We start from the raw sequence: 22,447 nt of genomic DNA, 5'->3' as shown, positions 1-22,447 counted from the left end.
GACATCACATGTATGCTCAGATGGTTAAGTCCGAGGCGACAAACGATGACCCCGAAAGGCTTGCCGCGTTTCAGGCGCGGATCGACGCGGACATCAAGATCGAGCCCAAGGATTGGATGCCGCAAGGCTATCGCAAGACCCTGATCCGCCAGATCGGCCAGCACGCGCATTCCGAGATTGTGGGCCAGCTGCCCGAAGGCAACTGGATCACGCGTGCTCCGACGCTGGAACGCAAGGCGATCCTGCTGGCCAAGGTGCAGGACGAGGCCGGGCATGGGCTGTACCTGTATTGCGCCGCCGAAACCTTGGGCGTCAGTCGGGATGAACTGACCGAGATGCTGTTGGACGAGCGCATGAAATATTCGTCCATCTTCAACTATCCAACTTTGAATTGGGCCGATATCGGCGCGGTCGGCTGGCTGGTCGATGGCGCCGCGATCATGAACCAGGTGCCCTTGCAACGGACCTCTTACGGGCCCTATTCGCGTGCCATGATCCGGATCTGCAAGGAAGAGAGCTTTCACCAGCGGCAGGGATATGACGCCATCCGCAAGATGGCCGAAGGCACGCCGGAACAGAAGAAGATGGCGCAGGATGCCCTGAACCGGTTCTGGTACCCGTCGCTGATGATGTTCGGGCCGTCCGACAAGGACTCGGTGCATTCGACCCAGTCCATGGCCTGGAAGATCAAGATGAACACCAATGACGAGCTGCGTCAGAAATTTGTCGACCAGACCGTGCCGCAGGCTGAATTCCTTGGGCTGACTGTCCCGGATCCGGACCTGAAATGGAACGAAGACCGTGGCCACTATGACTTTTCCGAACCCGACTGGTCCGAGTTCTATGACGTGATCAAGGGCAATGGCCCCTGCAATACGGATCGTTTGGCAGCGCGAAACAAGGCCTGGGACGACGGGCAATGGGTGCGCGACGGGCTGCTGGCCCATGCAAAGAAGAAACGCGCCGGACGCGTCGCTGCCGAATAAGCCTGACCTGAGGAGGAACCCCAATGAAAAACGAATGGCCCCTGTGGGAAGTTTTTATCCGCGGTCAGCATGGCATGAGCCACCGCCACGTCGGTTCGTTGCACGCCGCCGATGCGGAAATGGCCATCAAGAACGCCCGCGACGTCTATACTCGCCGCAACGAGGGCGTGTCGATCTGGGTGGTTGAGGCCAACAACATTACCGCGTCTTCACCCGGCGAAAAGGGCCCGCTCTATGAGCCCAGCGAAAGCAAGGTATACCGCCACCCGACCTTTTTCGACATCCCCGATGAAGTGGGGGCGATGTGATGACCCGCGACGAGGCTTTTCTGCAGTTTCTACTGCGGATGGGGGACAATACGCTGATCCTGGGCCATCGCGTCAGCGAATGGTGCGGCCATGCGCCGGTGCTGGAAGAAGACATTGCGCTGGCCAATACCGCGCTGGATCTGATCGGTCAGACCCAGATGTGGCTGGGTCTTGCGGGCGAGGTCGACGGCGGCAAAAGCGCCGATGATCTGGCCTTTTTGCGCGACGTTTGGGATTTCCGCAATGTTCTGATGGTCGAAGTGCCAAACGATGATTTTGGCCGCACCATGATGCGTCAATTTCTGTTTGATGCTTGGCATTCGGTCATGCTGGGGCGTTTGATCACATCGTCCGACGACCGGGTCGCGGCGATTGCCGCCAAGGCCAGCAAAGAGGTCACCTATCACCTCGAACGCTCGGGCGACACGGTTGTCGGGTTGGGCGACGGAACCGCTGAAAGCCATGAACGGATGCAGGCGGCACTGGATTATCTGTGGCCCTATGTGGGCGAGATGTTCGCCAGCGATGAAGTTGACGCCGAAATGGCAAAAGCGGGCATCGCGCCCAACCCTGCCGACCTGCGCGCCGAGTATGACGTTCTGGTTCACCGCGTGCTGACGGATGCGACGCTGACGATCCCCGACAGCGAGTTTGCACATAAGGGCGGGCGCACCGGGCGGATGCATACCGAACATTTGGGCCATCTGCTGACGCAGATGCAGTGGCTGCAACGCGCCTATCCCGGCGCCCGCTGGTAGGCCAGATGACCCGGGTGCCAACAGATCAGATCTGGGACTGGCTGGACGCGGTTCCCGACCCTGAAATCCCTGTCATTTCAGTGGTCGATCTGGGCATCGTGCGCGATGTGCGCTGGGATGCGGATACGCTGACCGTAACCGTCACGCCCACCTATTCCGGCTGCCCGGCCACATCGGTGATCCGCATGGATATCGAAACAGCGCTGCGGGACCGCGGGATCAAGGACGTTCGGATCGAAACCAGTATTTCACCGGCCTGGACCACCGATTGGCTCAGCGACAAGGGCCGGGCCCGGCTTGAGGAATACGGGATCGCCCCGCCCCAACCCGCTGGTGGTCCGGAACGTTGCCCGCTTTGCGGCAGCCAGGCGGTCGAAAAGGTCAGTCAGTTTGGCTCGACCCCCTGCAAGGCGCATTGGCGCTGCACCGACTGCCTGGAACCTTTTGACTATTTCAAGTGCATCTGAAAGAGGAGCACCGGATGGCACGTTTCCACGACCTGAAGGTCACCAACATCCACAAAACGATCCGCGATGCGGTCGTTCTGACACTGGAGCCCGTCAATGGTGCCGCGGACGAATTCGACTTTACCGCCGGGCAATATCTGACCTTCCGCCGTGACTTTGACGGCGAGGAACTGCGCCGCTCTTACTCGATCTGTGCCGGCAAGGATGACGGCGTCTTGCAGGTCGGCATCAAACGCGTCGAGGGCGGGGCGTTTTCGGGTTGGGCAAATTCGGAACTCAACGTCGGCGACATCGTGCAAGCCATGCCGCCAATGGGTAGCTTCCATGCGCCGATCGATGCAGGTGCCGAAAAGCAGTACCTTGGGTTCGCAGGAGGGTCAGGCGTTACCCCCGTTCTGTCGATCCTGAAAACCACCCTGGCGCGTGAACCCCAATCACGGTTCACGCTGATCTACGCCAACAAGGGCGTGAATACGATCATGTTCCGCGAGGAACTCGAGGACCTCAAGAACATCTACATGGGCCGCCTCAACGTGATCCATATCCTCGAAACTGACGCGCAGGAGATCGACCTGTTCGCCGGTCTGGTCACCCAGGAAAAATGCGCCGAGCTGTTCAAGCACTGGGTTGATATCGAAAACGTCGACACAGCATTTATCTGCGGCCCTGAACCGATGATGCTGGGTATTGCAGCCGCCTTGCGCGAGCACGGGCTGGATGACGCTCAGATCAAGTTCGAGCTTTTTGCCAGCGCGCAGCCGGGCCGCGCCAAACGCAAGGCACAGGCCCAGGACGCCGACAGGACCGGCAACCAGACCCGCGCGTCTATCACCCTGGATGGGTCTACCCAGACGCTGACCATTCCAAAGGATCTGTCCATTCTTGATGCGGCGTTAGAGAACGCAATGGACGCGCCTTATGCGTGCAAGGCGGGTGTGTGCTCGACTTGCCGCTGCAGGGTTTTGGAAGGCGAGGTCGAGATGCTCGCCAACCATGCGCTCGAAGATTACGAAGTCGAGAAAGGCTATGTGCTCAGCTGCCAGTCCTACCCCGTAACCGACCGCGTGGTCGTGGATTATGACCAATAGAGCGGAGGGCAACATGAACGATTCAATGAGCCTCGACAGCTATCTTGCCGCGGGTGGCGTCTTGACCAACCCATCAAACGTTCCACCCCGCTATCGGGCTGAACTGCTGAAACTGATGGCAACCTTTGTGGATAGTGAACTGGCTGGGGCGGCGGGTTTTGCCGATATCATAAACCTCGGGCCCGGCATCAAGGAACGGATCGCAGCCGCAAAAATCGTGCTTGAGAAAACGGATCATGCCTACCGGGTGTTGAATATCATGGGCGAGTTCGGCGTTGACACCGATCGCTATGCCAACCACCACCCCTGGACCGCGCGGCTGGACCGTAACGCGGATATCGGCGCCACACGGTCCGAACATGACATGCGGCTTGCGGTGTTCAACTATCCGTTTTCGGGCTGGACGGATGCGGTGATCATGAACCTGTTGATGAGCCACGCCGTGGCCGAACAACTGGCCGAATACGCAACGATCTCGTACCAACCGCTGGCCGACGCCTTCCGCACGATCGCCCCGATCGAAGCCCATCACGGCGAACTGGCGCTGGAGGGTGCCGTCAAGTTGCTTGAGCGGGGCGAAGCTGCGCAAATGCAAGCCTCAGTCGACTATTGGTGGCCCCGCGTCGCCGTGTCTTTTGGTGGGGATGATCAAAAACGTTTCGACTATCTGCATTCCCTCGGCCTGCGGCGCACCAAAAACAGTTCTCTGCAGGCACGCTGGGGACAATCACTGGCACAAACTCTGAAATCACTGGGAATGAACGCGCCGGTCTGACGCGGCTGGCATCTCATTGAATTCAATTCTGTGGCCCTTTCCGCACCAACGTCGCCTGATGATATGCGTCGTCCGTGGCGCGTAAATTGCCCGACTCTGCCTCTGGACGGTTCCTCTTGATTGCCAAATCCGGTACATTCGTGATTGAGGCAAAAAAGCAGGCAACATAATGCGCATTTCTATTCAAATAGCCCTAGCGGCCCTTTTCCTTGGTGCGATTCTTGACGCAAAACCCTCCGCCGCAGCGCCACTTGGCAAATACGAAGTATTCGGAGTCGAAGACGGCGACATGCTGAAATTGCGTTCCGGACCTGGCGTGGGTTTCAACGTGATCGTGGGGCTTCCAAATGGCACTGCTTTGCGCGTTCACAGTTGCGAACAAACCGGTGGCACCCGCTGGTGCCGTGTGTCCCTGCAACGCGCGCGCGGGCTGAAGGGATATGTCTCCTGGGCCTATTTGAAAAAGATCTGAACCATTGGTTGTCACCGGGTGGCTTCGGAAGGCGTCGATCATATCTGCCACGATGACGTTTGGGGACTGATGGAAGAGGCACTTGGTTTTACCCACATCGAATGGCAAATCCGCAAGGCATCAAGGATTGCGGCATGCATGTTGCGGCCTGTGACCGCGTCGCCAATGCGCGCCAGGTAAAACTCACCAGCCTGATCACTGTTTTTGAACGGGAACGCACCACGGATCAAGGCGGCGTGATCAAGCTGCCCAAGGTTTCGCGAACTCGATTTGAGCTCATGATAGAGCGCATCCATCGGCGTCAAGCCGTGTTCGACAACCACATGGTCGACAAGACGGGTCTTGACCTCATCCGTCAGAACATGGCGCAATCGGGCGCGCAGTCGGTTGCCCTCGGCCGCAAGCGACTGGAGGTCCTGAAGGCAGGTGAACCTGACCCCACCCTCGGCCAGATCCCGCAGAGCAACGGCTGATGTGGTCGGGCCAAGATCCTGCAACAGTGTTCGGTCTGGCGTTACAAGTTCGACGGTATGACCGGCACAAACCAGCATGTCGGCCGTGACCGCTGCGGGATGATCGCCAACCTCGTCGAACAACAGTACATCGCCGGAAACACGCGCCTGCCCGGACAACACGTCCCAACTGCAAAGCGCCAGATCGCCACCGGGAACAGCCGGTGGCTCTGGCCAGCCGCCGGTGGCAATTATGACAACATCCGGGCTAAGAGCGCGCACATCCTCGGCTTCGGCATAGGTGTTCATCCGAAGGTCGACCCCAAGGGTGGTGACTTCGGAAATCAACCAATCGGCCACGCCCCGGACCTGTCTGCGTGTCTTGCCTTGGGCGGCCAGAACCAGTTGCCCGCCCAAACGGTCTGCGGCCTCGAACAAGACGACATCATGACCTCGCAGAGCACTGGCCCGCGCGGCTTCGAGCCCGCCAGGCCCACCGCCAACGATAACCACTTTCTTACGGGTGCCGCTGGCGCGAATGACATGGGGTAAAGCCTGTTCCCGGCCGGTGGCGGCATTGTGCCCGCACACGGCAGGCTTGCCCTGATTGACCCGGTCCACGCAATAGCCAAGGCCAACGCAGGGACGGATGCGTTCCTCTTGTCCGGTAGCCAGTTTTGTCACCAGATAAGGGTCGGCCATCTGGGCACGGGTCATGCCAACAAGATCGACAAAACCACCGGACACGGCGTGGCGCGCCGTTGCCAGATCGGCGATACCGCCCGCATGAAGGATCGGCAGGCTGACCGCCTCGCGGATTTGTCCGGCCACAGTGATATGCGGGGCAGCAGGCAGGCCCATGGGCCGCACCCATTCGGCAAGACCAAGATCGTCATAGGGCGCCCCTGCCAGAATGTTCAGCAGATCGACGTGGCCACTGTCATCCAGCATCCGGGCCGCAGCGACACAGTCTTCGGCGCTCAGCCCGCCCTCGGTCAATTCATCGCCGGTGATGCGCATGGACAAGATGAAATCGGGGCCAACCTCTGCACGCACAGCCTCCAGAACCTGCAGCGTCAGGCGAATCCGGTTCTGCAATGACCCGCCATATTCATCGTCGCGCCCGTTGGTCAGAGGGGAAAGGAACTGACCCAGCAAATGCGAGTGGGACAACAGCTCGATCCCATCGAATCCGCCTTGCTGACAGCGCCGGGCCGCAGCGGCGAAATCGCCGATCACCCGCTTGATATCCTCGGACTCCATCACCTTGGGGAAGGCGCGATGCGCACGCTCGCGGATGCCCGACGGAGCCAGAACCGGCAGCCAATGACCGTCATCCCAGGCAGTGCGGCGACCCATATGGGTGATCTGGCACATCACAGCGGCCCCGTGGGCATGAACGCCATCTGTCAGTTTCCGGAACCACGGAATGATACTGTCATCGCCGGCATAAAGCTGGCCGAACACCGAAGGACTATCGGGAGCAATGTTTGTGGATCCGCCAATCATGGTCAGGGCAACACCGCCCTTGGCCTTTTCTTCGTGATACAGCCTGTAGCGGTCTTTGGGGTGACCCTCTTCGACATAGTTGGGCGCATGCGCGGTGCTGACGATACGGTTGCGCAGCGTTAGATGCCCAAGCTGAAAGGGATCAAGTAATGTTGCCACGATCACATCCTTTTTGATCACACCGACCATTTCAAAGCTGAGCTGAGGCAGATTGTACAGCCGATTTAGCAATTTACCTGAATAGACTTGAGCAGACCTTCTCCGATCAATCGAAGGACCTCAAACCCGCCGATTGTATCGATAGGGCACCCCCCTACCCTTCAAAGCAATTAGGGCCGCTCTGTTATCGCCGCGACTATGCAGCCTGCATCGAATGCAGCTTGGCTTGTATCAAGTCACTTAAACTGCCCGACAGCTCGACAAGGTCTTTTCCCATCGTTGATCGGGCGTCTGCGGGCAACTGCCCAACTGACCCGACAACGCCCACAGAGAATGGTATCTGCGCATTTGCAAGAAACACCGGTGCGGCCAGGCTGACCACACCTGTTTCGATTTCTTCCACGCATTCCGCAAACCCACGGCTTCGGATTTGCTGATAGTCTTCCAACAGCTGCGCATCACTCATCTTGGTGTTGGCGGTAAATTGTTGTCGGGCTGCTTTAAGCAAAGGCTTTCGTATCTCGTCGCCGGAAAACGCCGCAATGACCTTGGCGCAGGAACAGGCATGAACGGGTCGAACGCTGTAGCCCGGATGAAAATACGAAACCTTCGGATCCTCCGGGGGCTGCACCTGAATAATCTCGACACCGGTACGCCTGTAGCGCGCCAGAAAGAATGTGCTGCCATGGCGTGATGCCGCGACCTGAAGAAGCGGGGCCACCACTGAACCGACATTCGCATCGCTCAGCGACATCACGGTCATGCGTGACATGAGATTACCAAGAGACCACCGGCCCGTATCAGCATCCGATTGCAGGAACGCGTGTTTCTCAAGTTCTTTCAGAATACGATAACATGTCGGCCGCGGAAGGCCGGTGACATGCTGGACTTCCACCGATGTCAGGGGCCGCCCGGCATCCGCGACCGCCTCAAGAACAGATTTCATCCGATCAAGATTCATTGAACTGTCTCAATAGTAAACACCCCTGACTCAAATTTTGAGATTTTTCAGAGTGTCGTGAAAATTGCAAGTGGCCTTGTACGCAAAGTGTCTAGCCAAGGTGAGTTGCAGCCGGAAGAGAGTGGCGAAGCCCTGATGACACCTGACAGTGAGCTCGCGTCATGAACACGACCGCAGCAGTAGAGTTTAGCAGTAAGGAGACGGAAAAATGGCAGCGCTGACGAAGTATATGATTGAACGGGACATCCCCGCTGTTGGCACATTTGAACGCGAACAGCTTCGCGAAGCGGCGGCGGCCTCCAACAAGGTGCTGGCCGAATTGGGCGAAGGTATTCAATGGGTTGAAAGCTATGTCACAGAGAACAAGACGTTCTGTGTGCATATTGCCGAAAGCGAAGACATCATCCATGAACATGCCCGCCTCAGCGGATTTCCGGCGACGGTTGTGACGCCCATTCGCAAGATGATCGATCCCACGACCGAGAAACCGGAATAGGTTTCATTGCCGATCCGTAAAATCTGTTGAAAGAGATTTTGCGCATTTTACCTCTAGCGTCTGGCCGTTGAATTGAAACTTCAAAAGACGGCCCGACGCGCCATCACAGATCTTTGCACAAAGCACGTCAAAGCCTTTTTTGGCGGCGAGTATCAGTCTGTTTCCAGCGGCCCACCGCCCTTTTTCCAGGCTGCGACACCGCCCGACAGGTTCACGACAGGCGCAAGGCCCATATCCATCGCCACTTGCGCTGCGATGGCCGAACGCCCCCCCGATGCACAATAGAAGACATAGGTCTTGTCCTGATTGAACTCGGGTTTGTGGGCAGGGCTTTCAGGGTCGATGTGGAATTCCATCATGCCACGGGACGAGGCGACGGCCCCCGGAATACGCCCCGTCTTGGCCTGTTCAGTCCCGTCGCGCAAATCAACAAAAACATGGTCGTTGCTGTCTACCAGCGACAGCGCCTCTTCAACATTGATCGATGGAACAGAGGCAAGCGCTGCCTTCACGATGTCCTTTGCGCTTTTGGTGATGGTTTGAGCCATGGGTCTATCCTTTGATTTCAATTTCCGCCGCAAAGTTGCCAGCAGCATGTCCAGAGGCCAGTTTAACGGTTCGGCCCCCGGGCAGCAGCAGGCGTGCAGCGGCCTGCGGGTCATATTTCCAGATCAAGACGTGGTTTCCAGAACGGACGAAAAAGCTCGATCTTGGGGCAGCGGTTCATCACGACCTTCAGGCCTGCATCTTCGGCTAATTTAGCGGCCGCGTCGTCATAGACACCGATCTGGCCCCAAAGCACCTTGGCCCCGATGGCGATGGCCTTTTCCGCCACTCCGTACAGCTCTTCCTTCGGTCGGAACACGTCGACCATATCGACAGGCTTATCAATCTCTTCCAGTGAATGATACACTTTCAGACCGCGGATTTCGGTGACGTTAGGGTTGGGATTGACGGGCAGGATGTCATAGCCAATTTCGCTGAGCTGACGCAGCACGCCATAGCTGAACTTGGTCCTATCCGCGCTGGCACCGACCATGGCGATGGTTTTGACCGATTTCAGGATGTCCGAGATATATTTCGGATCGTAGCTGTAGATATGGTCGATATCTGCTTCGGGCATGGTTTAACCTTCCTTGGGCGTTGCAATATCCGCCTTGAGCTCATGGGGCTTGAGCGGGTCCAGGAACGGATTCCGATAGAGCTTGTCGTGGCTTTCCACCCCGATCTCCAGCGTGATGTCAGAGGTCGCGCGCGCAACGCACAGGATCACATAGCCGTTGTCGATCTGGCGGTTGTTCAGCGCGACCTGACGGCGCTGATCAACCGTGCCTGCGGTCAGCTTGGCCGCGCAGGTGATGCAGCCGCCATACTTGCAACCATAAGGCAGATCCACGCCCTGATCGCGCAAGGCGTCCAGCAGCGGACGCCGCGCATCCACCTCATAGGTTGCGCCGTCGCGATTGGCGATCGTGACCGTGTGCGTGGTCATAGCCAGATATCGCTTGTGCAATCGCCGCCCGGATAGCGCATTTCGTGACACCGCGCCGGGCCACCGGGTTCCTTGCCGAAATCGACGATGAAGTCTTCGTTGATCTTCATGCCGCCGTTTTCGGGATCGCAATCAATCATCACCATGACACCGCCCTTTTCGCGGATCTCAGGATAGAATTGATTGTCCCAGGTGCTGAACAGGCTGGTCGTCACATACAATCTGCGCCCATCAAGGCTCAGCTGGAACATCTGCGGTCCGCCAGCCATCTCAACCCCGTTTACCACCGGCGCCTTGCCCAAAAGCCCGCCCATAAAGACCTGCCCCGTCAGTTTGGGATTATGCGGGTCCGTGATGTCATACTGGCGCATGTCGCCGTGCAACCAGTTGTTGAGATAGAGATATTTGTCATCCATCGAGACCAATATCGCAGACATCACCCCGGGCAGCGGGATTGGCCATTCCGGGTGCAGCTCATTCTCGACATCAATGGTCTTTTCCCACTGCCATTTACCCGCGTCATCCTTCCACCAATGGATGACATTGGTCGATAGCGCCGCGCCGCAAAAGCCGTGGGTGCTGTCCGGGTTATGATGGAACTTGACCTCCAGCGGGATCAGCCCGTCCTCGCCCAGATAAAAGCTCTCAATGGGTTCGCGTTTCTCAAAATCCCAAAAATGCAGCTCGCGCCCGTATTTCAGGTGGCCGACCTCTTCCAAATCAAAGCCAGGCATGAACGTGTTGGGGGCGGCCCATTCCGAGCTAACCATGATGTTGTGGCGCGGTTGATACCAGAAATCATAACCGAACTTGATGTTGCCCATCGAGTTTTCCCAGCGGCCAACAATCTCAAAATCCTTGTTCAGATGCAGATAGCCGCCCGGCGCTTCACCCTTGGCATCTCCTAGGAAAGAGATGATGATCTCGCTGCCCAGACAATGCACCGTATGGGGGCCGGACAGGTCGGCCTTGGCCTTGATCTCGGCCCCGTCGATGATCTTGTGCAACCGGGGCGCGCGCGGGTCGGTGGCGGTGTCGACAATATGCAGGTTGTTCGAACGCACACCCGGCAGGATCAGATATTTGCGCGCCATCGAACTGTCGTCATGGCAGGATGAACAGGCATTCCACCCCATATGGTGCAGCTCATCCCCGATCCCCGGCATTTCGAGCCGATGAATGACCTGGCTGTATGTCGGGCTTTCAGGGTCCACATCCACGGTCGCCAGATAGTCGGGCCTCTGTATGCCCGTGCCGGTATAGATCGCGATTGTATAAAGCAGCTTTTCGCGCGGTGCCTTGATCGCCTCTTGTGGGCTGGCATAGCCCGGTCCGCAACACGTTCCGTCCATCACCCCTCACCCTCCTCCAGATGATTCGTCATGTCTCAAATTATAGTACATACTGATCGATAATTGAGAAAAATATGTACTGAGAACACCCTGTTTGATGGGCACGAACGTTCCGTCAGCCCGGTGATCCGGACAAAGAACGATCCCGGGTGTTTCAACTTCGCCTAAATCGACCTTTCGAACATTTGCGGGCAGCCCCTGACCAAAGTGACCAGCCTTAGGTTTCGATCTGCGGCGGGTTAAAAGCAGTCACCTCCGGCACGGGGCCTTGCCACTTTTCGACCTCGACCAGACAGGAATGTGCAGCACAGGCCTGCGAAAGCTGCGAGGCACCCCGATCCGATGTCAGCACATTGGGATTACCGTGCTTGTCCAGGCTGCCCTCTTTTCCAGGCTCAACGGGATCGTACCAAGCCCCTGTCTGCAACTCCAACACACCGCTCATGATCGTCTTGCTGAGTTTTGCAACGGCCAAACAGGCGCCCCTGGTGTTGAAAAGCCGAACGATGTCGCCATCTTCAATCCCGCGCCTTTCAGCATCCTTGGGATGTATCCGCACCACTTCCCGGTCATCCACCTTGCGCGCCCGCGAGACTCTCCCGTTGTCATACTGGCTGTGCAGTTTGGTCTGGGGCTGGTTGGAGATCAGATGCAACTGATGCGGCTTCGCCGTGGCCGCGCCCAGCCATTCAGTCGCTGGCAACCAGGTAGGATGGCCGGGACAATCCGAATACCCGAACGAGGCGATTTTTTCACTGAATATCTCGATCTTGCCGGAAGGGGTGTTCAATGGGTTTGCAATGGGGTCATCCCGAAAGGCTTTGAGAAAGATGTTCGGAACTTCCGGCTGCGGGAAATCTATGGGCTCTCCAACCCAGAAATCATCGAAATCGGGCGCGGTATGCCCTGCGGCGCTCAGTCTTTCGCTGGCATCGGTGTAAAGCGCGCGCAACCAGTCTTCCTCGGCACGGTTCTGGGTAAAGCGCGCGCCAGCATCCAACCGATCAGACAGGCGGCTGAATATCTCATAATCCGTCAGAGACTCGCCAAAAGGCTCCATGATTTTATGCGATGGTGCAATCATCCGCTCGCGCGCGGCAGAGACGATATCATTGCGCTCCAGCTGCGTAGCGACCGGCAGAACGATATCGGCATGGCGTGCGGTGGCATTCCACCAACTGTCATGGACAACAATTGTCTGAGGTTTCGACCAGGCACGCAACAACCTGTTGATGTCTTGATGATGATGAAACGGGTTGCCCCCGGCCCAATAGACCAGCTTGATATCGGGGTATGTCAATTCCTGTCCGTCAAATGGATAGCTTTGGCCCGGGCACAGCAGCATGTCCGAAATGCGGGCGACGGGAATAAAGCTTTTGACCGGATTCTGAAACTGATCCAGCGCGGGCCATTTCATGCCCAGCAGTGGATTTCCAACGCTGCTGACGGCACCATATCCAAACCCGAAACCACCACCGGGCAGACCGATTTGGCCCAACATCGCCGCCAGCGTGATCGCACACCAATAGGGTTGCTCGCCATGTTCGGCGCGCTGAAGGCTCCACGCCATGGAGATCAAGCAGCGCGATTTGGCCATGTCATGGGCAAGCTGGCGGATGTCTTGCGCAGAGATGCCGCAGATATCGGCGGCCCACTGGGCGGATTTGGCGACGCCATCAGATTGACCCAGCACATAGCTTTCAAAGATATCGTAGCCGGTTGTGTATTTTGTCAAAAACGCCGTGTCGTGCAGATTGTGTGTCACCAGCGTATGGGCAAGCCCAAGGATGAGCGCCACATCCGTGCCCGGACGGATCGGCCACCAGTCGGCCTGGGCGTTTCCATCTTCCGCAATCGGGCTGATGTTTATCAGTCGCACGCCTTTTCGGGACAGGGCTTCAAAATTGTCGGAAAGCTCGTGTTTATACAGCCCCCCCGCATTCACTTGCGCGTTCTTTGCGGGCATGCCGCCAAACATGACGACAATTTTGCTGTTGTCGATGATGTTGGGCCAATCCGTGTGACCGATGCCCAGCCCCTCATCCGTACCGATCACATGGGGCAAAATGGTGCTGGCTGCTCCATAGCTATAGCTGTGAACCGATCGGGTATAGCCGCCCGTTGCATTCAGGAAACGGTGCAACTGGCTTTGGGCGTGATGAAACCGGCCTGCGCTGGCCCAGCCATAGGATCCGCCGAACACAGACTCGTTGCCAAAGGTCTCGCGCACTCTGGTCAATTCGGTGGCGACAAGATCCAACGCCCGATCCCAAGACACCGCCACAAAAGGCTCTGCCCCCCGAGGCGTACCGTCGGCAAGGGGGCCTTTTTCCAGATAGGATTTGCGAACCATGGGCCGGGCGATCCGCACCGGATCGCTATGCGCCTCGATCATCTGTTGACCGATGGGGGATGGGTCGGGATCCTGCGCGTAAGGGGTCAGCCCTTGGTCGGTTGCCGAATAGATACCCCAATGGGTCGAGACATAGGGGGTCTTTGGTGTCGGAAGCATAGCGGATCCTCAAGCTCTGGCCCGCGCCCCTTGTAGCGCAGGCTCTGTCAAGAAAGAATGCGATTTGTGGCGTGCTGTCCGGTTTGACGCTGTCAGCTTAAGAAGACCAACGGAGGCCGTGATGCGTCGCCATCCATAGGCCAGATCATGCTATTCTAAGATCTTCACCACCCCCTGATGAACGGGCCGGAATGACGCGCGTAAATCTAGCCTTCCGCCGTATTTACAAAAACCGAATAGACCGACGTCGTCGCGGTGATGAACAGAACATTGCCGCGTTCGCCGCCGAAGGTCAGGTTGGCGACCCGCTCGGGCACCAGAATCTTGCCCAGCAAATCTCCGGACGGGGAAAACACATGCACTCCGTCGCCGGCTGAGCACCAGATATTGTCATCCCGATCCACCCTCAGCCCGTCAGGCAGGCCATTGTCGATCTCGGCAAAGCGGTGCCCGTTGACCAGGCTACCGTCTGGCAAAACATCATAGGCTTTCAAGATCGACGGGACCGAGGCATCATGGCTGCTGCCGGACTCGGCCACGTATAGCCGCATTTCGTCCTTGGAAAAGGCCAGCCCGTTGGGTTGCACAAATCCATCCGCAACAGGTGTCACGGTCAGATCATCGGGGTTTACCCTGTACACATAGTTTCCATCCTGTTCGGGATCGGCCTTGTGCCCTTCCAGATCGGACAGAATCCCGTAAGTGGGATCGGAAAACCAGATTGACGCGTCCGAATGGACCACCACGTCATTCGGGGAATTCAGTCGTTTTCCAGCATGTGTATCGGCCAAAACCGTCCGGCTACCGTCATGCTCGGTGCGCACGACCGACCGGGTGCCGTGCTGACACGTCACCAGACGACCCTGTGGATCGCGGGTATTGCCGTTGGCATAATGGGATCCGGCGCGAAACACACTTGTGCCCCCGTCCGGTGTCCAACGGCAGATGCGCTCGTTTGGAATATCCGAAAACAGCAACGTGTTGTGGGCAGGAAACCAGACCGGACCTTCGGTCCAGGCGTGCCCGGTCGATATCCGGGACAGTGCCAGGTTGGCATGGATCAGATCTTTGAATTCGGGTCGGACAACATCGTAGAGCGCCGCTTGGGTCATGCGTCGTATCCTTTGCGATTGGCCAATGTGACAACGCCAACGATCACCAGACCGGTCAAAATAAGCCTGATACCTGCGCCCAGCCCGTAAGAGTTCAGCATCGACACAATCAGGAACATGAACAGCGCCGCACCCCAGATGCCCGGCACATTCGAATTGCCTCCGCCGATCGAAGAACCACCGATGACAACCACGGCGATGGACATCAGCATGTACTCGGTCCCCATGTTCAGGTTTGCCCCACCGGAAAAGCTGGCCAGCAGGAACCCGGCCAACGCGGCACAGACGGCAGAGTTCACATAGACGGCAAAGCGGACCGCGTTGACCGGAACGCCGCTCAGCCGGGCGGCGCGCAGGTTCTGACCGATGGCGGAAATCCAGCGCCCGGCGATGGCGCGTTCCAGCAAAAGCCACGCCAACACCGCCAGCACAATCCCGACCAGCGCCACATTGGGCACACCCAGCGTCCCGCCGGTGGCGAAATCGGCCAAAGGCTCGGGCGGTTTGATCCGCAGGCCCCGGTTCGACCAGATCGCTAGCGATTGGTACAGGAATGAGGCCGACAGGGTTGCGATGATCGGCGGGATGCGCAGCAGCAGGATCAGCGCAAAGTTCAGCACTCCGCAGCCTACCCCTACTCCGATGGCGACCAGCAAACCGGGCAGGATCAACCCCGTCTGCGTGTCCATGAATTTCAGCGCCAGCGTCGCAGCCAAGGTCATCGAGGCCGGGATCGACAGGTCGACATTCCCGGGGCCAAGCGTGATCACCAGCATCTGACCGATACCAACGATGGCCGAGAAAGACGCAAATGTCAGCGCCGCGTACATGAGCGACCCCGCCCCCGATCCTGCCAACATGGAGGTCGCGCCAAATGTCAGCGCCGCAGCCACATAGGCCCAGAGCCAGGGCCTGCGCAGGATCTCCAGAACAGGGTTTCGGCGCGACTCGATTGTGGTTGTCTCATCACTCATGCGCTGGCCCCCTTGCGTACAAACAGCAGCCGGACGGCCAGCACCAGGATCAGGATCGCGCCTTGCGCCCCGATCTGCCAATCCGGAGACAGGCGCAGAAAGGACAGGAAGCTTGCGGCCAGCGTCAGCGTCAACGCCCCGATCACGGCCCCGAAGGGTGAGATGCGGCCGCCGACAAATTCTCCGCCCCCAAGAATGACACCGGCAATCGACAAGAGCGTATAACGCAGCGCGATATTGGCATCAGCTGCTGTCGTCAGTCCCACCAGACACATCCCGGCCAGAACGCCGAAGAGCCCGGCCAGCCCGTAAGCCCCGGCGCGCAGTTTGACCACGGACCACCCGGCCCGCTCCATCGCGCGTTCGTTGCCGCCGACACCTTGCAGGATCACACCCACCCAGGATCGCTTGATCAGCAAATGGACCACAAAGGCAATAACCAGCGGTGCAATGACGGCAATGGGCACCAAAGGTGTCTTGAGGCTCATCAGCGTTTTCAGCCACTGGGGCGACGCGCCGCCGGGCGAGGGCAGGATCAGCACCGCCAACCCGCCCCAGACAAAGGACATGCCCAGCGTCACGACAATGGCCGGTAGACCGCGCAGTTGGATCAGCGCCCCAAGGGCTGCATAAGCCAGAATGGCGGCGGCCAGAATGGCATAGCCGATCAGAGGAGCGTCATGCACAAATGTGGCAGTAACGCAGGCACAGAAGCTGACGAAAGTGCCGATGGACAGGTCGATATCGTTGACCATGATGATCATCATCTGCGCAATCGTCGCCAGCGCCACCGGAATGGCCAGATTGAACAGCAGGTTCAGCCCGAAATAACTCATCGCCCGGGGCTGAAGATAAAACACCGCGCTCAGCAAGACCGCCAGGGACAGAACCGGCAACAAAAGGCGCATACGATCGGCGATCATTCCGCGGCCTCCTGCATTTCGAACGAGGCGCGCAGGATGTTTTCCTCGGAAATCTCTTCTCCGCTCAGCTCGGCGGCGATCTCACCGGCGCGGAACACAAAAACACGGTCGCATTCAAGGATCTCGTCCGTCTCGGTTGAGTACCAAAGAAAGCTGCGGCCTTTGGCGGCCTCATCCTGAATCATCTGATAGACTTCTTTCTTGGTGCCCACATCCACGCCGCGCATCGGGTCATCCATCACCACAATCGGGGCGGAGGACGCCAGCGCCCGAGCGAACAAAACCTTCTGCTGGTTGCCACCGGACAGCGACAGGATCGGGTTCAGCAGATTGTCGGTGCGAATGCCAATCCGGTCTTTCCAGTATTGCACCAGCCCGCCTTCGTTGCTGCGATCCACCATGATCTTGCGGCTGAATTCGGGCAGTGTGGTCAGCGACAGGTTCCGCAAAATCGACCACAGCGGCATCACCCCATCGCGGGCGCGGTCCCCGGCGACAAACACGACTTCGGGCTCATTGGGGGTTTTCCAGACCGAGGAATGATCGAAGAATATCTGCGCCAAAGCTTCGGCCTGCCCGTGTCCGGCCAAGCCGGCCAGCCCCACAATCTCGCCCTTGCGAGCGTTCAGACCGTTCTGGGCCCGGATCACCTGATCCCCCAACGGACGGTTTGCACGCGCTTGTTCTGCCTCATCGTGGTCAGGCGCGACATGGCCCATCGCGTCGACGATAGAACTGCGGGTAAAGGACTGGGCCGGTTGGTCATCCACGATCTGGCCGTCTTTCATGATGACGATCCGTGTCGCGACCTCGAAAATCTCACCCATCATGTGTGAGATGAACAGAACCGCCCCACCGGAGGCGCAAAACCGTTTGATGTGATCCAGCAATTGCTGGGCAATGGCCGCATCCAACGACGATGTCGGCTCATCAAGGATAACAAGGCTGGGCTCGCGGTCGCGATCGGCAAATGCGATTGCAATCTCGACCATCTGGCGTTCGGCGATCGTCAGATCGCCTACGGTCGCTTGGGCGCGAATGCCATGGCCCGGAAAGACCAGATCCAGCGCCGCGACAATTCTTTGCTGTGCCGCGCGCCGCCACCCTTTGCGCGGCATGTTGCGATAGGGGATGCGGAGGTTTTCCAATACGGTCAGGTTGGGGCACAACGACAGCTCCTGAAACACACTGCGAACCCCGGCGTTCTGCGCATTTTGGCTGTTTTTCAGACCCTTGTCCCCACCGCGATAGGCCACTGCCCCGCCGGTCTGGGTCAGCCGACCGTTGATCACATTCGCCAGCGTCGACTTGCCGGCACCATTGTGACCCACCAGCCCGACGCATTCGCCCGCACCAACCGAGATTGATGCGGCGCGCAGCGCATGGACGGGGCCAAAGGACATATCGGCCCCGTCCAGCGTGACAACCGGCGCCTCTGGTGCGCCGGGTATCGTTTGGGTTTCGGTCATCGGTTAGTTGGCGTCGGCAATGACGGCCTGCGCCTCTTCCAACGTATATTCAACATTGGCGACCGAGCCCTTTGGCGTGGTTTTCAGCGACTCTTCCAGATCGGCTTGCGTCACCGTCAGGAATGGAACCGTCAGGTCTTTGGGCACATCGGCCCCATCCAGAACCTGCTGCGCAACCCAGAAGGCCAGCGTGCTGACACCGGGCGCAATCGACAGCGAGGTCGTCTCGTACCCGTTTGCAGCCTTTTCATCGGCCCACCATTGCAGCTCATCCTGACGGTTGCCCATCACGATGGTCGGCATCGCGCGATCCGTGGCCCCAATGGCCTGCGCGGCACCATAGCCATCGCCACCCTGGGTCACGACGCCCACAATCTCGGGCAGGCTGGGCAGGATACCGGCAACAGCTTTTTGCGCCACGTCCTGCGCCCAGTCGCCATGAACCGAACCGACAATCTCGAAATTGGTGTTCTTGACCTCGTCATGGATGCCGGCGCTGATTTCGTCATCAACGAACACGCCTGCCAAACCGCGGATTTCCAGCAGATTGCCGCCATCGGGGTACCGCTCGGCGAGGTATTTCACCTGCTCGCGGCCCATTTGCTGAAAGTCCACCGCAATGCGCCACGCGCAGGGTTCCTGCACGATGCCGTCAAAGGATACGACCGTGATACCCGCATCACAGGCTGCCTTGACCGCGCCGTTGATCGCCGTGGGGGATGCTGCGTTGATGACGATGGCGTCATAGCCCTGCAGGATCATATTCTGAATCTGCGCCGCCTGTTCGGTGGCCTGATTTTCCGACGTGGTGAACGCATCCGCTGCGGCAACAACGCCATCTGCAACCGCCGCGTCACCGTTCTTTTGCCAGCTTTCCAGCATGGCCTGACGCCACGAATTGCCCGCATAGTTGTTCGACAGAGCAATGCGCTTGTCCGATGTGTCCGCACCAGCACCGGTTGCAGCGGTTAGGGTAAGCCCGGCAGCGGCGCCGAGCAATATGGCCTTCAGTGTCATCTTTTCCTCCCTGAGCGGCCCAACCGCCGCACAAATTGCGCCCGCCTCCTCAAGCCGGCTGCGCAAGAATTCACCGTGCGGGGCGGTTGGGTAAGAGTACGACACGCGCAAAGCTTGCGGGTTCCCGCAAATACGCTGCGGAAACCCGCATGACACATCCCTGCCCCAACGATATAGTCAGCTCTGCCGGACGCGTGACGCCGGTTTCGAAAGGGCGCGCCTATGGCAGATCTTGCTTACTACCTGCGGATTTCCAATCACCTGGCCGGTAATCTGGACATCAAATCCGCCTTGCGCTCGGTCAAGTCCGAGATCGACAAGATATTGGAGGTTGATCACCTGGATGTCTGCCTGATCGACGAGGAAGGCACGCTGAACACCAGTTACGAGGTGGGTTTGCACACCAGTTGGAGCCGCACGCGTGCGCCTGCTGCGGTTTCTCCGGTGCGGGATATTTTGCTGGGTCGCTGCGACAGTCTGCTGACCGGCAATGCGCTGGAGGACCCCAGATATGTGTTCGAAGGGGCCGATGCCGGGCCCATCATACGTCACAAGATGCGCAGCCGGGTCAATGTCGCGATGAAGGTTCTGGGGCGCACCATTGGGGCGCTGAACTGTTCGTCCAAAAAGCCGGATTTCTATGACGAACAAGCCGTTGAGCAAGTGCGCAATATCGCCGATGTTCTTGCCCCCTATTTCTATGCCCTGCGCGCCACCGAGCAGGCAAAACGCGAAGCCATCATGCGCGCCGAGGTTCAGGCCCGTGAGGAAGGGTTGCGCCAAGGCGCCTCAAGCCTGACCGACGCGCTTGAGCTTGAGCGTCAGCGTATCGGAATGGACCTGCATGATCAGACATTGGCCGATCTGACCCGGATCAGCCGCGATCTTGAGCGCTGCAAATCACGGCGAGACATAGAAAACGTGCAGGGCAGCATGCAAAGCTGCATTCAGGACCTGCGCGGTATCATCGATATGTCGATCCCATCACTGCTGGAACTTTTTGGATTTCAGCACGCGGTCAGAACGCATCTGGAACGCGCAATCGGCGCCGATCAACAGATTGACATAGACGTGCGCGATCTTTCTGACGGTCTGGTCGATCAACTGCCGCAAACCAAACGGATTGCGCTGTTCCGCATCGCACAAGAGGCCATCAATAATGCCGTCCGCCATGCGCAGGCCAGCCGGATTTTGGTGGAAATCAAATGTGATGATGGCCTGCACCTGCGCGTCACAGATGACGGAATAGGCGCAAGCCCGCAGGGGCAGCTCAGGACATCCGGCGGCCTGACCCATATGGACACGCGGGCCCAATTGATCGGGGCGCAGTTTGCAATCTCGCACTCCAACGGCACCGAGATCGCGGTCACGCTGCCGGTCTCACACTGCTCAGAACCCGAGGTGGCGGTATGAAAGTTCTGTTGGTTGAAGATGACGCCATGCACGCAAACTACCTCAAAGAGATGGTAACCGAAGCGCTGCCCGAAGCCACGGATATCAGCCTTGCGACCAACGGGCGCGAAGGCGAGTTGCAGGCGCGTCAAAACGCGGTCGAAGCCATTGTCATGGACCTGCGCATGAAAGAGCGCAACGGCATCGAAGCCGCCCGAACGATCTGGGCGGAACGGCCCGCAACACGCATTCTGTTCTGGTCCAACTACTCGGACGAGGCATATTTGCGCGGCATCACCCGGATCGTGCCGAAAGAGGCCGCATATGGCTATGTCCTGAAAACCGCCAGCCCTTCGCGCATGCATCTGGCCCTTCGTGCGGTTCTGGTTGAGGCCCAGATCGTCGTCGACCGCGAAATCCATCAGATCCAGCGCGATCAGAACCGGGCGGGCGAAGCGCTAACCGAAATGGAACTGGCTATTCTGTCAGATCTGGCTTTGGGATTGTCAGACAAAACAATCGCCCGGCGGCGGAAACTGGCACTGCGAACCGTTCAAAACAGGCTGCTGTTCATCTATGAAAAACTGGACGTCAACGACCTGCCGGTCGGCGGCACCGACATCACAATCAACAAACGCGTCAGGGCTGTATCCAAAGCGATACGGGCACAAATCCTGAACACCGAAGCAATCGCTGTGGCCGAAAAAGAACTTGCCCTGTGGCTGCCCAAAATTCAGTCGCAAAGTGTGTAGGCAACTAGGATGCGTCGCACACCATAGCGCCTTGTCCGCGAACAGGGTGAGCACAGACCGCAATAGATCGATTTCATTTTGAAGATGCTGACCGCCTGCGTTCAGGTAGGGCTGGAAGGGGAAAGTTTGGTCGGGTTTGACCGCCGATTTACCACCTTCACCCCCGACATCGGGGGACTTACGACCTTGGTCGAAATGCGCGCCTGGTGTTCCGGTGTTTCGAAATCGGTCCGGATCAGGCGAAGGGAGCGGCGGTCTCCGTAAAGTAAGCCCAACAGGACCAGAGGCAGTTCTTTGACAGAATGCCATACCCGTCGCAGCTTGGCGTTCAGCCACGAGCTGTTGCGAAAGGCCCGGTTCTTTTGAAGCCGCGTATCCTTCTGACCAAACCGCGCCTTTCGATCAAAAACGTCAAGCTGCACGGCCTGGCAAGGTTCTATCTGCATCTGTCGCATCCAGGGTCTGGTCCACAGAAAGGCCTCCATCATCCGGTATTGGCCTGCCTCTTTCAGCAACCGCTGGGCAGCTTTTGGGCCAAGAACATAGGCCGCCGCGCCGCGTTTGTTTTTGAACAACCGATATGCGGAAACGTTCAGCGTCGCATTTCGCCAGACCGGAGCTTTGCCAAGCCTGTGCTCCTTGTGCGCGTATTCAAGATCATAAACGCAGTTCCAACGGTCCCGGCGCTGTTCGAGATGGTCCAGAACGGCCGCGAATTGCGATGAAAGCAGAACATCGTCTTCCAAGACACAGACTCTGTCCTTTTGCGCAGCAATCACTTCCCAGACCCGCCAATGCGAAAAGGTGCATGCAATGTCTTGCGCTCTGATTTCTCTGGTCCATTCGTTCGCAGCGTTTTGCAACACGCGCTCGGGCAGATCATCGACTGAAACGGCGGGAATAAACACCAATTCCAAACCCAGCCGGTTTGCTTGCTTTTGTTGGAACTCACGCCGCGACGCTTTGTTGGGTGTGTTGATCACCAGAATTTGCATATCGGGATTTCCGTTTTGAAACTTGC

Annotated in this window: 23 protein-coding genes; 10 read left to right on the top strand and 13 right to left on the bottom strand. The window is 58.3% G+C overall.

From position 1 onward, the window contains the following. The first annotated feature begins 8 nt into the window (after positions 1–8). From paaA to ACR0AG_RS02635, 7 genes are all read left to right on the top strand, one after another. The gene (gene paaA, locus ACR0AG_RS02665; RefSeq protein ID WP_480836167.1) at positions 9–986 is read left to right on the top strand and encodes a 1,2-phenylacetyl-CoA epoxidase subunit PaaA; all 978 of its coding nucleotides are present in this window, start codon (positions 9–11) and stop codon (positions 984–986) included. Positions 987–1,009: 23 nt separating this feature from the next. Next, positions 1,010–1,294 carry a 1,2-phenylacetyl-CoA epoxidase subunit PaaB gene (paaB, locus tag ACR0AG_RS02660; protein WP_480836165.1) on the top strand — a complete coding sequence of 95 codons (285 nt, stop codon included), beginning with the start codon at positions 1,010–1,012 and terminating at the stop codon, positions 1,292–1,294. Further along, on the top strand, positions 1,294–2,052 hold the full coding sequence (gene paaC / locus ACR0AG_RS02655) for a 1,2-phenylacetyl-CoA epoxidase subunit PaaC (RefSeq protein ID WP_480836163.1): 759 nt from the start codon (positions 1,294–1,296) through the stop codon (positions 2,050–2,052). Before paaB ends, paaC begins: the two co-directional genes overlap by 1 nt. A 5-nt stretch (positions 2,053–2,057) precedes the next feature. After that, positions 2,058–2,519, top strand: a complete 462-nt coding sequence (gene paaD, locus ACR0AG_RS02650; protein WP_480836161.1) for a 1,2-phenylacetyl-CoA epoxidase subunit PaaD — start codon at positions 2,058–2,060, stop codon at positions 2,517–2,519. A 14-nt stretch (positions 2,520–2,533) separates the two neighbouring features. After that, positions 2,534–3,607, top strand: coding sequence for a 2Fe-2S iron-sulfur cluster-binding protein (locus ACR0AG_RS02645; protein ID WP_480836159.1), 1,074 nt, complete (start codon positions 2,534–2,536; stop codon positions 3,605–3,607). Positions 3,608–3,620: 13 nt separating this feature from the next. Continuing rightward, entirely contained in the window at positions 3,621–4,382 is a 762-nt protein-coding gene (locus tag ACR0AG_RS02640) for a Phenylacetic acid catabolic protein (protein ID WP_480836157.1), read from the top strand. A gap of 289 nt (positions 4,383–4,671) precedes the next feature. Beyond that, entirely contained in the window at positions 4,672–4,854 is a 183-nt protein-coding gene (locus ACR0AG_RS02635) for an SH3 domain-containing protein (protein WP_480836155.1), read from the top strand. Between the two features lie 38 nt (positions 4,855–4,892). Here the strand turns inward: ACR0AG_RS02635 and ACR0AG_RS02630 are convergent, their stop codons facing one another. Beyond that, a complete protein-coding gene (locus ACR0AG_RS02630; RefSeq protein WP_480836153.1) occupies positions 4,893–6,974 on the bottom strand; it encodes an oxidoreductase in 2,082 nt (693 codons plus the stop codon). 196 nt (positions 6,975–7,170) lie between these two features. Next, positions 7,171–7,920: an IclR family transcriptional regulator gene (locus ACR0AG_RS02625; RefSeq protein WP_480836151.1), complete on the bottom strand. Its 750-nt coding sequence runs from the start codon at positions 7,918–7,920 to the stop codon at positions 7,171–7,173. A gap of 223 nt (positions 7,921–8,143) precedes the next feature. Between ACR0AG_RS02625 and ACR0AG_RS02620 the strand changes: the two genes are divergently transcribed. Then, on the top strand, positions 8,144–8,431 hold the full coding sequence (locus tag ACR0AG_RS02620) for a DUF4242 domain-containing protein (RefSeq protein ID WP_480836149.1): 288 nt from the start codon (positions 8,144–8,146) through the stop codon (positions 8,429–8,431). Between the two features lie 152 nt (positions 8,432–8,583). Here ACR0AG_RS02620 and ACR0AG_RS02615 read toward each other — a convergent pair whose 3' ends face one another. From ACR0AG_RS02615 to ACR0AG_RS02570, 10 genes are all read right to left on the bottom strand, one after another. Continuing rightward, a complete protein-coding gene (locus tag ACR0AG_RS02615; protein ID WP_480836147.1) occupies positions 8,584–8,979 on the bottom strand; it encodes a rhodanese-like domain-containing protein in 396 nt (131 codons plus the stop codon). A 110-nt stretch (positions 8,980–9,089) separates the two neighbouring features. Continuing rightward, positions 9,090–9,554 carry a CoA-binding protein gene (locus tag ACR0AG_RS02610; RefSeq protein WP_480836145.1) on the bottom strand — a complete coding sequence of 155 codons (465 nt, stop codon included), beginning with the start codon at positions 9,552–9,554 and terminating at the stop codon, positions 9,090–9,092. Between the two features lie 3 nt (positions 9,555–9,557). Continuing rightward, positions 9,558–9,923: a 2Fe-2S iron-sulfur cluster-binding protein gene (locus ACR0AG_RS02605; RefSeq protein ID WP_480836144.1), complete on the bottom strand. Its 366-nt coding sequence runs from the start codon at positions 9,921–9,923 to the stop codon at positions 9,558–9,560. Next, entirely contained in the window at positions 9,920–11,275 is a 1,356-nt protein-coding gene (locus ACR0AG_RS02600) for a selenium-binding family protein (RefSeq protein ID WP_480836142.1), read from the bottom strand. Before ACR0AG_RS02600 ends, ACR0AG_RS02605 begins: the two co-directional genes overlap by 4 nt. Before the next feature lie 217 nt (positions 11,276–11,492). Beyond that, positions 11,493–13,787: a molybdopterin-dependent oxidoreductase gene (locus tag ACR0AG_RS02595; protein WP_480836140.1), complete on the bottom strand. Its 2,295-nt coding sequence runs from the start codon at positions 13,785–13,787 to the stop codon at positions 11,493–11,495. A gap of 206 nt (positions 13,788–13,993) precedes the next feature. Then, entirely contained in the window at positions 13,994–14,899 is a 906-nt protein-coding gene (locus ACR0AG_RS02590) for an SMP-30/gluconolactonase/LRE family protein (RefSeq protein WP_480836138.1), read from the bottom strand. Continuing rightward, positions 14,896–15,873 (bottom strand): ABC transporter permease, encoded by a 978-nt coding sequence (locus tag ACR0AG_RS02585; protein WP_480836136.1) that lies wholly within the window; start codon positions 15,871–15,873, stop codon positions 14,896–14,898. The genes ACR0AG_RS02590 and ACR0AG_RS02585 overlap by 4 nt, the downstream gene beginning before the upstream one ends. Next, complete coding sequence (locus tag ACR0AG_RS02580; protein WP_480836135.1) at positions 15,870–16,796, bottom strand: ABC transporter permease; 927 nt, start codon at positions 16,794–16,796, stop codon at positions 15,870–15,872. Before ACR0AG_RS02580 ends, ACR0AG_RS02585 begins: the two co-directional genes overlap by 4 nt. Next, complete coding sequence (locus tag ACR0AG_RS02575) at positions 16,793–18,265, bottom strand: sugar ABC transporter ATP-binding protein (RefSeq protein WP_480836133.1); 1,473 nt, start codon at positions 18,263–18,265, stop codon at positions 16,793–16,795. The genes ACR0AG_RS02580 and ACR0AG_RS02575 overlap by 4 nt, the downstream gene beginning before the upstream one ends. A 3-nt stretch (positions 18,266–18,268) precedes the next feature. Continuing rightward, positions 18,269–19,282: a substrate-binding domain-containing protein gene (locus tag ACR0AG_RS02570; protein ID WP_480836131.1), complete on the bottom strand. Its 1,014-nt coding sequence runs from the start codon at positions 19,280–19,282 to the stop codon at positions 18,269–18,271. A 222-nt stretch (positions 19,283–19,504) separates the two neighbouring features. Between ACR0AG_RS02570 and ACR0AG_RS02565 the strand changes: the two genes are divergently transcribed. Continuing rightward, positions 19,505–20,695, top strand: a complete 1,191-nt coding sequence (locus ACR0AG_RS02565) for a GAF domain-containing sensor histidine kinase (protein ID WP_480836129.1) — start codon at positions 19,505–19,507, stop codon at positions 20,693–20,695. Continuing rightward, positions 20,692–21,426: a response regulator transcription factor gene (locus ACR0AG_RS02560; protein WP_480836127.1), complete on the top strand. Its 735-nt coding sequence runs from the start codon at positions 20,692–20,694 to the stop codon at positions 21,424–21,426. Before ACR0AG_RS02565 ends, ACR0AG_RS02560 begins: the two co-directional genes overlap by 4 nt. A gap of 101 nt (positions 21,427–21,527) precedes the next feature. On the opposite strand, the gene ACR0AG_RS02555 is transcribed toward ACR0AG_RS02560, so the two are convergent. Beyond that, positions 21,528–22,421: a glycosyltransferase family 25 protein gene (locus ACR0AG_RS02555; RefSeq protein WP_480836125.1), complete on the bottom strand. Its 894-nt coding sequence runs from the start codon at positions 22,419–22,421 to the stop codon at positions 21,528–21,530. Positions 22,422–22,447 lie beyond the last annotated feature (26 nt).

This window comes from Ruegeria sp. H6, assembly GCF_056532975.1.
The sequence above is the reverse complement of the archived record's forward strand: the minus strand, read 5'-3'. Positions and strand labels throughout refer to the sequence as shown.

Coding starts and splice junctions, on each gene's coding strand:
- ACR0AG_RS02625 (WP_480836151.1), bottom strand. CDS start 7,920: ATGAAATCTGTTCTTGAGGCGGTCGCGGATGCCGGGCGGCCCCTGACA.
- paaC (WP_480836163.1), top strand. CDS start 1,294: ATGACCCGCGACGAGGCTTTTCTGCAGTTTCTACTGCGGATGGGGGAC.
- ACR0AG_RS02570 (WP_480836131.1), bottom strand. CDS start 19,282: ATGACACTGAAGGCCATATTGCTCGGCGCCGCTGCCGGGCTTACCCTA.
- ACR0AG_RS02595 (WP_480836140.1), bottom strand. CDS start 13,787: ATGCTTCCGACACCAAAGACCCCCTATGTCTCGACCCATTGGGGTATC.
- ACR0AG_RS02580 (WP_480836135.1), bottom strand. CDS start 16,796: ATGATCGCCGATCGTATGCGCCTTTTGTTGCCGGTTCTGTCCCTGGCG.
- ACR0AG_RS02560 (WP_480836127.1), top strand. CDS start 20,692: ATGAAAGTTCTGTTGGTTGAAGATGACGCCATGCACGCAAACTACCTC.
- ACR0AG_RS02610 (WP_480836145.1), bottom strand. CDS start 9,554: ATGCCCGAAGCAGATATCGACCATATCTACAGCTACGATCCGAAATAT.
- paaD (WP_480836161.1), top strand. CDS start 2,058: ATGACCCGGGTGCCAACAGATCAGATCTGGGACTGGCTGGACGCGGTT.
- ACR0AG_RS02555 (WP_480836125.1), bottom strand. CDS start 22,421: ATGCAAATTCTGGTGATCAACACACCCAACAAAGCGTCGCGGCGTGAG.
- ACR0AG_RS02565 (WP_480836129.1), top strand. CDS start 19,505: ATGGCAGATCTTGCTTACTACCTGCGGATTTCCAATCACCTGGCCGGT.
- ACR0AG_RS02575 (WP_480836133.1), bottom strand. CDS start 18,265: ATGACCGAAACCCAAACGATACCCGGCGCACCAGAGGCGCCGGTTGTC.
- ACR0AG_RS02645 (WP_480836159.1), top strand. CDS start 2,534: ATGGCACGTTTCCACGACCTGAAGGTCACCAACATCCACAAAACGATC.
- ACR0AG_RS02585 (WP_480836136.1), bottom strand. CDS start 15,873: ATGAGTGATGAGACAACCACAATCGAGTCGCGCCGAAACCCTGTTCTG.
- paaA (WP_480836167.1), top strand. CDS start 9: ATGTATGCTCAGATGGTTAAGTCCGAGGCGACAAACGATGACCCCGAA.
- ACR0AG_RS02635 (WP_480836155.1), top strand. CDS start 4,672: ATGCTGAAATTGCGTTCCGGACCTGGCGTGGGTTTCAACGTGATCGTG.
- paaB (WP_480836165.1), top strand. CDS start 1,010: ATGAAAAACGAATGGCCCCTGTGGGAAGTTTTTATCCGCGGTCAGCAT.
- ACR0AG_RS02590 (WP_480836138.1), bottom strand. CDS start 14,899: ATGACCCAAGCGGCGCTCTACGATGTTGTCCGACCCGAATTCAAAGAT.
- ACR0AG_RS02615 (WP_480836147.1), bottom strand. CDS start 8,979: ATGGCTCAAACCATCACCAAAAGCGCAAAGGACATCGTGAAGGCAGCG.
- ACR0AG_RS02600 (WP_480836142.1), bottom strand. CDS start 11,275: ATGGACGGAACGTGTTGCGGACCGGGCTATGCCAGCCCACAAGAGGCG.
- ACR0AG_RS02640 (WP_480836157.1), top strand. CDS start 3,621: ATGAACGATTCAATGAGCCTCGACAGCTATCTTGCCGCGGGTGGCGTC.
- ACR0AG_RS02605 (WP_480836144.1), bottom strand. CDS start 9,923: ATGACCACGCACACGGTCACGATCGCCAATCGCGACGGCGCAACCTAT.
- ACR0AG_RS02620 (WP_480836149.1), top strand. CDS start 8,144: ATGGCAGCGCTGACGAAGTATATGATTGAACGGGACATCCCCGCTGTT.